We start from the raw sequence: 10395 nt of genomic DNA on the forward strand, positions 1-10395 counted from the left end.
GGCCGTCAGTTCGCTTCGCTTGCGCTTGGCTCTCTCCACCGCTTTATCAATGTAGCTTGCTTCTCCTAAAAGTGTCAAGTATTTTGAAAAAAAAACTTCCAGGTTGCTAAAATGCTTGCTAGTTAACGATTTGAGGTAAGTTAGCTTTGGTAGGAAAGAGCTAAATAAGGAAATTTTTGTGAAAAGTGCTGTTTTACCTCCGGCGCTGGTGTTGAAACCTATGCTGCACAGCTGGCTGCTAGAGGATATAGGTCGTGGCGATCGCACAACTCAAAGTTTAATCACGGGCGAAGTAGGTGTTGTCCAGGCTTCTTGGACGGCCAAGGATGTTGGTGCGATCGCTGGGTTGCCTATCGCCGCACAGGTCTTCCAGTTATTAAGCGCTCGCGTCAACTTCTTTTGCTATGTCCAAGAGGGCGAACACTGCGAGCGAGGACAGCTAATTGCTCGTGTTGAAGGACCACTCGATGCGCTCCTGACGGGCGAACGAGTTGCTTTAAACCTAGCTATGCGCCTAAGCGGTATCGCTACCCTTACCCGTAAGTATGTTGAGCAAATTGCTGATTTGCCGACTCGACTGGTAGATACTCGAAAAACCACACCAGGGTTGAGATTGCTAGAGAAGTACGCAACTCAGGTGGGAGGCGCTGTCAATCATCGTATGGGGCTAGATGATGCGGTAATGATTAAGGATAATCACATTGAAGCTGCTGGTGGAATAGAAAAGGCGATCGCCCTCATCCGTTCCCGCATTCCCTATCCCCTGACTATTGAAGTGGAAACCGAAAGCTTAGAACAAGTCGCAGAAGCTCTACAACACGGAGCCGATATCATAATGCTGGATAATATGCCGCTTGATATGATGAGCAAGGCAGTGCAAATGATTCGCCACAGCAATGACCGCATCAAAATTGAGGCATCCGGTAACATCACAATCGAAACCATCCGCGCCGTCGCTGAAACAGGTGTAGACTACATTTCCAGCAGCGCCCCCATCACTGGCTCTAAGTGGCTGGATTTGAGTATGAACATAGACATGAGTAGGATGGAGAATAAAGGCACACCCAGCTAGTTGCCACTTTTATTGCCATGAACTCGACCATTGAAGAACTCAAAACTAAATTTCAACAAGCTTTAGTCGCCGCATTTGGCAATGACTACGCTGGTGTAGACCCCATGTTAGTACCAGCAAGTAACCCTAAATTTGGTGACTATCAATCTAATGCTGCGCTTTCTTTATCTAAACAACTCAAGCTGCCACCAAGAGCGATCGCATCCCAACTTATTGAGCATCTCGATATCGCCGACATTTGCCAACCTCCAGAAATAGCAGGTGCAGGCTTCATCAATTTCACTCTCAAACAGGAGTATCTAGAAGCACAACTAAGTGCAATACAAAGTGACTCTCGCCTGGGAATCCCACTAACAAAAAATCCTCAGCGAGTAGTTGTTGATTTCTCCAGCCCTAACATTGCCAAAGAGATGCACGTCGGACACCTGCGATCCACTATTATTGGAGATTGCATTGCCCGAATTTTGGAATTTCAGGGTCAAGACGTGCTACGGCTCAATCATGTCGGCGATTGGGGAACGCAGTTTGGGATGTTAATTGCCTACTTAAGAGAAGTTTGTCCAGAAGCTTTAACTACAGCTAATGCTTTGGATATAGGAGATTTAGTCAGTTTTTACCGCAAAGCTAAACAGCGGTTTGATGAAGATGAAACATTCCAAGAAACTGCCAGAGAAGAAGTAGTAAAACTCCAAACGGGTGCCGAAGATTCACGCCGCGCCTGGAATTTGCTGTGCGAACAATCTAGGCGGGAATTCCAAGTTATCTATGATTTGCTCAATGTCTCTCTAACTGAACGAGGCGAATCATTTTATAACCCCTTGTTGCCAGCAGTAGTAGAAGACCTAGACAAGCTAGGTTTATTAGTAGAAAACGATGGAGCTAAGTGCGTTTTTGTAGAGGGATTTACGAACAAAGAGGGAGAACCTCTGCCTTTAATAGCGCAAAAATCAGATGGCGGTTATAACTACGCAACAACTGATTTAGCAGCATTACGGTATCGGATTCAACAGGATGATGCAAAACGGATTATCTACGTTACTGATGCTGGACAGGCGACTCACTTTGCACAGTTTTTCAAGGTAGCGCGGAAGGCTGAATGGATTCCTGATGATGTTGAAATCGTCCACGTTCCCTTTGGTTTGGTGCTGGGGGAAGATGGTAAGAAGTTTAAGACGCGCTCTGGCGATACTGTGCGATTGCGGGATTTGCTAGATGAAGCGATCGCTCGTTTCCGTGCCTATTTAGAAAAAAGACTGAAAGAAGAAAATCGTGTAGAAACTGAGGAATTTATTGCTAACGTTGCCAAAGTAGTTGGCATCAGTGCGGTCAAATATGCTGATTTAAGCCAAAACCGGACTAGCAATTACATCTTTAGTTATGACAAGATGTTAGCAGACAAGGGCAATACGGGTGTTTACCTGCTTTATGCTTATGTTCGGGTTCAGGGAATTAGCCGCAAAGGTAATATTGACTTTCAACAAATAGAAGCAAATGCAAAAATTGTATTGCGGGAAGAAACCGAGTTAGTGTTGGCAAAGCATCTGTTGCAATTGAGCGAAGTTGTTACTCAGGTAGAGACAGATTTACTACCTAATCGCCTTTGTCAATATTTATTTGAACTCAGCCAGAAGTTTAATCAGTTCTTTGAACAATGCCCCGTGCTTAAATCAGAGGAACCTGTGCGGACATCTAGATTAGTGTTGTGCGATCTAACAGCAAAAACTTTAAAACAGGGATTATCATTGCTAGGGATTCAAGTATTAGAGCGGATGTAAGTTTATATTCAGGTTGGATCAGGAATATATTCCTCGTAAACGTAGAGCGTTCCCGACCAATCCGCAAATACACGCTCGATAATAGTACGGACTTTCTTCCAAGATAAACCACCGTAACCAGAGCCAATACGGGGCATAGCAATTGTGGCGATCGCTTCTTCTTCTGCTTGCCGTTTCATCAATTCTAGCGATCGCTCAATGGCTTCGTAAGTGGCGCCAGTTCTCCCATAACTTTCTTGGGTGGCGAGATTAAAAACCCAAGGCAGCTCCTCGGACTTCCATAGCAGCACATCGCTAGGGTTGAACTGACGTGGTTTAGCGTGGCAAAGTTGGCGGTAATGCTCATACATTGCTGGATAGCGATCGCGGAATCCTACAGCGATTCCTGCTCCCATAGCCCCTTTGCAGTTACAACCGTGAGCTAGTGCCTGAGCCTTATACTCGTTAGCAAACAAATCCCCTGAAACGTAACGAATAGGCATACTGTTAACTCTATTAAGCATCTTTTACCATTTGCCAAAGGTGAAAGATTGGTGGAAAGCACTTGAACAGACGCATTCACCAGGGGAGCGATCGCGTCCGGCTGCTACAAATTTAATCGGAGACGCTTTTCCAAGGAATTGTTTTGTCTTGAGCAAGTAGGCGAGAAACCGCAGCAGCACCATAGCGGTTGAGATGGCTGGGATCGGCAAAATACCCATACTGGCGTAACCAAACGCGGCTCAGATCGCGGTATATAAAGTTATTTTCCCGCGCCATTCGCTGCATCTGCTGCTGAAACTGCTCCTCGTAACGTTGCCGCGTCGAGTCTAAATAGTCCTGTGTAAGGGGCAAGTTAACAAAAACTAACGGAATCCGGCGATCTTGTGTGAAAGCTACAACATCTCTAAAAGCCGCTGCTTGCTCGCCTTCCAAGTTAAAAGATTTATAGTCAGAGTCATATAAACCAGCGACTCTCGGATATCTCTGATAGTAAGTGGCTGGATTGAAGCGATTCTCGGCGGGGAAGAAACCCAACCCTTCGCCTTGGCTAACAGTAGGGCGAATGCCTTTGGATAATAGTCGGTAGCCTTCAGAAGCGACAATACCGTTGTAAGTTACATCAAGGCGACCGCTGTTAAAAGCTCGCGATCCATCCGCCCACACAATCAATTGTGGTAGTTGATCTGAGGTTAAAAGTTGCCGCAGCACGAACTTTACAACTTGAGCTGTAGCACCGTTAACTCCAAAGTTATAGATTTTTATCCCTCGATACCCTTGAGCCGCTAAGCCTTGCTGTAGTACTGCTGGATCGACTCCCTGCAAAGCCCTAGAACTTCCCACAACTAAGACATCTGGAGTGCCTGAAGTAACTAAGTGCTGTTGATAGACTGCTAGTTGTTTGTCTAGTTGCTTGGTATTAAAAGTGGGGTAAGGAGATGAAGCTCTTTGGGCGACTTGTTTGTTAGTAATGGCTGTTAGCGCAGTGGGTGATAGAGCAGTTGCCTGACTAGCAGGCAGCTCTTTTGCCGATAGCAGGGTCGATAGAAGCGCTAAACAAAATGCCCATTTTTTCATACACTATCGCAAGTAGTTTCCTTAAAAAACTACCACATTAGAATTAAAATTTAACCAATGAATAAGTTATATTTTTTGAATTTTTAGCGAAAATTGAATCTAAAGGGAAAGTGTTGGGCTTAGTTAGCCCAAGCGTTTTTTCACCTTAGAATTAGAGCCAATTTGGGTATATAAAAAGTGATTTTACACAAATCACGCTGCATTACTACCCTTTATTCACAATCCGCTGCTGATATTCCTGCTCAGTCATCATATCTCCTGTATTCTCAACACGATCTAAAAACACGATGCCATCTAGATGGTCATATTCATGTTGGAATATCCGAGCTACAAAATCTGTTAATTCTCTCCGATGCAGTTCCCCATCGCGGCTGGTGTATTCAACCTCAATTGCCTGATACCTTGGAACTAACGCACGAATCCCAGGAATGCTGAGACAACCTTCCCAATCCTTAACAATCTCTGCTGAGTGAGAAACGATCTTAGGATCGATCATGGCAGTCGGTTCCATTGTCGGGGCGTGGGGATACCTGGGACTGGGGCGCGATGCCACAATGAACAAGCGAATTGATTGCGAGACCTGGGGTGCTGCTATGCCAACGCCATTCGCAGATATAGCTGTGGCGATTAAGTCATCAATCAGTTTTTGAATTCGTTCATCGCGAACATTTTGAATAGGTCGCGCTTGTCGTCGCAGGACGGGATTGCCTAGTTGAGAGACTTGAAGGATTTCGCTCATGGTGTGGTGTGGTTGAAGTGGGCGATCGCTCTGCCCGGAGTGGGACATATCGCTTGTGTTCAATAGATAATACTATTCTGCTCTAAGCGTGAGGTGAGCCGTGGATACTGCCCTTGAACAGCTCTGGAGCCAGGTTCTGGAGCGTTTACAGCTACAATTGAGTCGCCCCACTTTTGAAACCTGGATTAAGACTGCCAGCGCCCAGCAGTTGGAAAATAACTGCTTGGAGATTTGTACTCCCAATCCCTTTGCCCGGAATTGGTTGCAGAAGTATTACATCAAAACTATTGCTGATGTAGTGCAAGATATCGTGGGGCATCCGGTGGAAATTCACATTACGGTAGCCCAAGGCAATGATAGCTCTAATGTTATTGAAGAGGGGCTTTCTTGGTCGCTGCCGCTTGAAACTAATATTACAGAAACTACACCCAGTAATCGACCAAGGCCAAGCGAATTAAATCCTAAATACGTTTTTTCGCGCTTTGTTGTCGGTTCAAATAATCGCATGGCTCATGCTGCCTCGTTAGCTGTAGCAGAATCTCCAGGGCGTGAATTTAACCCTTTATTTTTATGTGGGGGCGTTGGTTTAGGCAAAACTCATTTGATGCAGGCAATAGGTCATTATCGCTTAGAAATTAGCCCCGATTCTAAAATATTTTATGTTTCAACCGAACAATTTACTAATGACTTAATTGCCGCTATTCGTAAAGATAGTATGCAGAATTTCCGCGAACACTACCGCGCCGCTGATGTGCTGTTAGTAGATGACATTCAATTTATTGAAGGCAAAGAGTACACCCAAGAAGAATTTTTTTATACTTTTAACACTTTACACGAAGCCGGGAAACAAGTAGTAATTGCTTCAGATCGGCCTCCCAATCAGATTCCGCGCTTGCAAGAACGTCTTTGCTCTCGCTTTTCTATGGGTTTGATTGCTGATGTTCAGCGTCCCGATTTGGAAACGCGGATGGCAATTTTGCAAAAAAAAGCAGAATATGAAAATATGCGCTTGCCTAGAGCAGTAATTGAATATATTGCCACTAATTATACCTCTAATATTAGAGAGTTAGAGGGAGCTTTAATAAGAGCTGTAGCTTATATTTCGATTTCCGGCTTGCCAATGAATGTGGAAAATATCACGCCTATTTTAAATCCACCAGTTGAAAAGGTACAAACTTCCCCCGAAGCAGTTATGATGACTGTGGCAGAAGTATTGAAGATTTCTATTGAGGATTTGAAAGGTAATTCTAGACGGCGAGAAATTAGCTGGGCCAGACAAATTGGAATGTACTTGATGCGCCATCACACGGCTCTTAGTTTACCGAGAATTGGCGAGGAATTTGGCGGTAAAGACCATACGACGGTGATGTATAGCTGCGAAAAAATTAGCCAATTGCGCGATAAAGATGGTGATGTGGCTAAAATACTGTGTCAATTGAGCGATCGCATTAATATGTTGGGTAGAATCCAACAAAAATCCTGAGTTCTTCATCGCCTCATTTTACTTAAATTAACCAAATTCGAGGCGATATTAAGCACGGTCAGATCTGTGAAAAACTTGATAGTCTTTGGATGAAAGAGATAATAAACTATCTTCGAGTATAAATACTCTGCTGAAAATCAAGGATATAGTTGATAGAAGTTTTCCACATTTTCCACAGCACGTATCGTTAATAAAAATTTAAGCAGTAGTTTTTTACAGCCCAGAAGTGCCAAGGTCTTTGCTACAATCAGCAAGCCTTAAATAGCCCTTTGAACCACTCCAAGGCAGACAAGAGAAATTATGAAACTGGTTTGCGCCCAAAACGATCTAAACACCAACCTCTCCCTCGTCAGCCGTGCAGTACCATCTCGTCCTACACATCCAGTATTGGCAAACGTGAAGCTGGAAGCTTCTAAAGAAACTCAATTAGTAAGCTTGACGGCATTCGATCTTAGTCTGGGAATCAAAACAAGTTTTGCAGCACAAGTGGAAGAAGACGGTGCAGTAACTTTACCCGCGAAGCTGCTAAACGATATTGTGTCGCGGTTGCCAGATGGAGAAATAACGCTGGATGATGAAGCGGGGGAAGCGATCGCCACCATAACATCAAAGTTTGGAAGCTACAAAATTAGAGGTATGGGAACCGAAGAATTCCCAGAATTACCCACTGTGGAAAATGGTGGCACTTCGCGTCTTCCAGCAGCAGCCCTAATAGAAGGATTAAAAGGTTCCTTATTTGCCACCGCCAGCGACGAAACCAAGCAAGTACTCACAGGAGTGCATCTTATAGTCAAACAAGATAGTTTGGAATTCGCTGCAACAGATGGACACCGCCTCGCCGTCGTTGAAACCACCAATCAAGATGAAGCTGAAGGACTCGAACAAACTGACGATAAAGAATTTGAAGTAACAGTTCCAGCTAGGGCGTTGAGGGAACTGGAAAAGATGGTAGCGATGCGCCAAAATAATGAGTCAGTAGCATTCCATCTAGATCAAGGACAAATTATCTTTGAATTAGCAGATCAACGCCTAACCAGTCGAACATTGGAAGGACAGTATCCTAATTATCGCCAGTTAATTCCACGCCAATTTGAGCGACAGGTTTCTATAGATAGACGCCAGTTGTTGAATGCTTTAGAAAGGATTTCTGTACTGGCTGACCAGAAAAATAATCTAGTCAAGTTTACGATAGATAGCGTGAATCAGCAGATGTCGCTATCGGTCGAAACTAAGGATGTTGGTAGCGGTCGCGAGTCGATGTCCGCGCAAGTCACTGGCGATGATATCGAAATTGCTTTCAATGTGAAATATCTCATGGATGGGTTGAAGGCTATACCAACTTCTGACATCCAGATTCAGATGAATGCGCCAACTACACCAGTAATCTTAACGCCTTTAGGTGGGTTAAAAATGACTTACTTGGTGATGCCAGTTCAAATTAGAGACTAAATTGGTTGATGGTTGATAAGAGGTAATTTGTCGGGGCGATCGCTGTTGTATAGTAGCGATCGCCCCTCATCACTTATTTCCTCAAAATTAATTCAGTAACCTCGATACAACTATACCCTAGCTGGATCGGCAAACCGAATTTTGAGATAATCATCCTCCATTTTTGCCCCAGCTGGTTGAAGTGCAGCCAATGCTTGCGGCAATACTAAATTGCGTCGGTGATTGCCAATTCTGATATTCAATTCATCACCCGTTTTACTCAGCTGGATTTGATCTTTAGCCATACCAGGCAAGTAGACTTCAAGGCTATATTGATTCTTATCCTGCACTACTCTAAGCGTAGTTTCTTTATAGTAAACTTGTGCGGGATCTTCATCTTTATACAGCGTTTCTTTCAAACGCTCTAAAGCTGCCAAACCGCACATTTCTTCCGAATAAAGTGGAACTTCCTTTACTGGCAAAGGGCTGAAATTATCGTGAATTTCTTGGCGGTACTGCTTTTGATTTTCCTTCCAGCGCTGGAAGAACGGATCGGTAACTTCCTCTGGAATAATCCTATTTGCCACTACTAAATCTGTAGCGACGTTGTACAAACTCAAATAAGCATGAGCGCGGAGAGATTCTTTAATCACCATCTTCTCTGGATTGGTGACAAGGCGGACTGAAGTTTTAGTATTATCTGTTAATACTTTTTCCAGCGCTTCAATTTGCTCGTAAAATTCATAAGGTGCATCCATTACCTCTTTATTAGGTAAGGAAAACCCAGCAATAGGTCTGAATATGGGTTCAACCAGAGGTCTTAAAACAGCAGAAATTTGCTGTAATGGTTTATAAAACCTTCTCATATACCAGCCACTTACTTCTGGTAAACTCAACAGGCGCAGTGCAGTACCAGTCGGAGCCGAGTCTATAATTAAAACGTCAAACTCGCCTTCATCGTAATGGCGTTTCATTCTTACTAAGCCGAATATTTCATCCATCCCAGGTAGGATTGCTAATTCTTCAGCTTGAACTCCATCCAAACCTCGGGCTTGCAAAACTTGAGTAATATAGCGTTTAACTGCTCCCCAGTTTCCTTCCAATTCCATCAAGGCGTCTAGTTCTGCACCCCACAAATTTGGTCTCACTTGCCGGGGATCGTGCCCCAATTCTATGTCAAAACTATCAGCAAGGGAGTGGGCTGGATCGGTACTAAGAACTAGGGTTCTATAGCCGAGTTCAGCACAACGAAGCCCAGTAGCAGCTGCTACGGACGTTTTTCCAACGCCCCCTTTCCCAGTCATTAAAATTACACGCATGAATTTTTTTGTCCTATCTGAGGAGTGTTTGTGTTATTTATGAGTTTTATTAACCTTTCTTAATACTAACAAAATGCTGCTTCAGGACATCGATCCGGGAACAGTTCCAGTAATCGATATGGGAAACTATCGTTCCATTATCGTTAAGGCGTAACTCGCTCCAGCCAGGTATAGCGATACGGGGTTTCCAAGGAAGTGGAGTATTCCAGCTCAAAGTCCACTCAGTTTTAATCGTGTCTCCTGACTGACTAATATCGTGTAAATCCATCTTGACATCGATAAACCAGGTATCGATAAAGCCAATCATCTGTTCGTACCGCTTAACGCCACGAAATTTATTAAGAGGATCTTGAAAGAAGACATTTTCAGCGTAGATGCTATAGGTCTGGTCGGCTGGGAATCTTTGGTAGTCCTCTTTGAGAATTTTAATAATGTCCACAGCAGTTTTGGGTGCAAATAGCCTTTTGATGAGTTTAATACCATTTAGCGATCGCTCTACAATAGATGCTCCCTTTGGGAGAGTGGCGTGTAGCGCATTAAAACAGAAATGGTATAACTTTTAGCGTAAGGGCAACAATGCAACCTATCCAACTGAGTCCGTTTCAAGCTTTACGACGCAGTGTTTGGCTGGTTATCCAGGCTGCGCCAAGAGAGTTACGCAGCTTGGCATTGCTGACTTTGATTAGCGGAGGGGGGCCTGCTGTTGTTCTTTTTTTGAACAAAGTGGCGATAGACGAAGTTTCGGGCTTGCTCGCACAAAGAGTAATAAATGGCGCGATCGCCCCACAAAATTATGCCGATTTATTCGGTTTCATATTTGCTCAGCCTATATTGTTGTGGAGTATCGCGGGGCTGATACTCCTGAATTTATTTTTAGACTCGATAGAGACAATCAATACATTTGTGTTGATACCATTTCACTAAATTCCTGATACAGATAAAGCTTCCAGAATAAAATCCCATCCCGTCACCGAAGCAATTACTGTTTGGCTAAGTTGGGCAAGAATTTCTTCCACAGCAAC

10 protein-coding genes are annotated in these 10395 nt (G+C 44.0%); 5 read left to right on the plus strand and 5 right to left on the minus strand.

Annotation, left to right across the window (positions count from 1 at the left end):
• Positions 1-220: 220 nt before the first annotated feature.
• Together nadC and argS are read left to right on the plus strand one after the other, a co-directional pair.
• Positions 221-1072, plus strand: a complete 852-nt coding sequence (gene nadC, locus H6F77_RS02715) for a carboxylating nicotinate-nucleotide diphosphorylase (protein ID WP_199321147.1) — start codon at positions 221-223, stop codon at positions 1070-1072.
• A gap of 17 nt (positions 1073-1089) precedes the next feature.
• Positions 1090-2847 carry an arginine--tRNA ligase gene (argS, locus tag H6F77_RS02720; protein WP_190485116.1) on the plus strand — a complete coding sequence of 586 codons (1758 nt, stop codon included), beginning with the start codon at positions 1090-1092 and terminating at the stop codon, positions 2845-2847.
• 8 nt (positions 2848-2855) lie between these two features.
• On the opposite strand, the gene H6F77_RS02725 is transcribed toward argS, so the two are convergent.
• The 3 genes from H6F77_RS02725 to def all read right to left on the minus strand — a co-directional run bounded on the left by H6F77_RS02725 (position 2856) and on the right by def (position 5143).
• Positions 2856-3329, minus strand: coding sequence for a macro domain-containing protein (locus H6F77_RS02725; protein WP_190485118.1), 474 nt, complete (start codon positions 3327-3329; stop codon positions 2856-2858).
• A gap of 112 nt (positions 3330-3441) precedes the next feature.
• Positions 3442-4404, minus strand: coding sequence for a hypothetical protein (locus H6F77_RS02730; RefSeq protein ID WP_190485120.1), 963 nt, complete (start codon positions 4402-4404; stop codon positions 3442-3444).
• 205 nt (positions 4405-4609) lie between these two features.
• The gene (gene def / locus H6F77_RS02735) at positions 4610-5143 is read right to left on the minus strand and encodes a peptide deformylase (protein WP_190485134.1); all 534 of its coding nucleotides are present in this window, start codon (positions 5141-5143) and stop codon (positions 4610-4612) included.
• Positions 5144-5243: 100 nt separating this feature from the next.
• On the opposite strand from def, the gene dnaA reads away from it, so the two are divergent.
• Both dnaA and dnaN read left to right on the plus strand, forming a co-directional pair.
• Complete coding sequence (gene dnaA / locus H6F77_RS02740) at positions 5244-6626, plus strand: chromosomal replication initiator protein DnaA (RefSeq protein ID WP_190485122.1); 1383 nt, start codon at positions 5244-5246, stop codon at positions 6624-6626.
• Positions 6627-6926: 300 nt separating this feature from the next.
• The gene (dnaN, locus tag H6F77_RS02745) at positions 6927-8075 is read left to right on the plus strand and encodes a DNA polymerase III subunit beta (protein WP_190485124.1); all 1149 of its coding nucleotides are present in this window, start codon (positions 6927-6929) and stop codon (positions 8073-8075) included.
• Positions 8076-8185: 110 nt separating this feature from the next.
• On the opposite strand, the gene H6F77_RS02750 is transcribed toward dnaN, so the two are convergent.
• The gene (locus H6F77_RS02750) at positions 8186-9373 is read right to left on the minus strand and encodes a TRC40/GET3/ArsA family transport-energizing ATPase (RefSeq protein WP_190485126.1); all 1188 of its coding nucleotides are present in this window, start codon (positions 9371-9373) and stop codon (positions 8186-8188) included.
• A 49-nt stretch (positions 9374-9422) separates the two neighbouring features.
• A complete protein-coding gene (locus H6F77_RS02755; RefSeq protein ID WP_190485128.1) occupies positions 9423-9812 on the minus strand; it encodes a C6orf136 family protein in 390 nt (129 codons plus the stop codon).
• 137 nt (positions 9813-9949) lie between these two features.
• Between H6F77_RS02755 and H6F77_RS02760 the strand changes: the two genes are divergently transcribed.
• Positions 9950-10297 carry a hypothetical protein gene (locus H6F77_RS02760; protein ID WP_190485130.1) on the plus strand — a complete coding sequence of 116 codons (348 nt, stop codon included), beginning with the start codon at positions 9950-9952 and terminating at the stop codon, positions 10295-10297.
• The last annotated feature ends 98 nt before the right edge of the window (positions 10298-10395 follow it).

It is taken from the genome of Microcoleus sp. FACHB-831, assembly GCF_014695585.1.
In the GTDB taxonomy this organism is placed as follows: Bacteria; Cyanobacteriota; Cyanobacteriia; order Cyanobacteriales; family FACHB-T130; genus FACHB-831.

Excerpts from the sequence above, each read along its gene's own strand:
- nadC (WP_199321147.1), top strand. The coding sequence starts at position 221 with ATGCTGCACAGCTGGCTGCTAGAGGATATAGGTCGTGGCGATCGCACA.
- H6F77_RS02730 (WP_190485120.1), bottom strand. The coding sequence starts at position 4,404 with ATGAAAAAATGGGCATTTTGTTTAGCGCTTCTATCGACCCTGCTATCG.
- dnaN (WP_190485124.1), top strand. The coding sequence starts at position 6,927 with ATGAAACTGGTTTGCGCCCAAAACGATCTAAACACCAACCTCTCCCTC.
- H6F77_RS02760 (WP_190485130.1), top strand. The coding sequence starts at position 9,950 with ATGCAACCTATCCAACTGAGTCCGTTTCAAGCTTTACGACGCAGTGTT.
- def (WP_190485134.1), bottom strand. The coding sequence starts at position 5,143 with ATGAGCGAAATCCTTCAAGTCTCTCAACTAGGCAATCCCGTCCTGCGA.
- argS (WP_190485116.1), top strand. The coding sequence starts at position 1,090 with ATGAACTCGACCATTGAAGAACTCAAAACTAAATTTCAACAAGCTTTA.
- H6F77_RS02725 (WP_190485118.1), bottom strand. The coding sequence starts at position 3,329 with ATGCCTATTCGTTACGTTTCAGGGGATTTGTTTGCTAACGAGTATAAG.
- H6F77_RS02750 (WP_190485126.1), bottom strand. The coding sequence starts at position 9,373 with ATGCGTGTAATTTTAATGACTGGGAAAGGGGGCGTTGGAAAAACGTCC.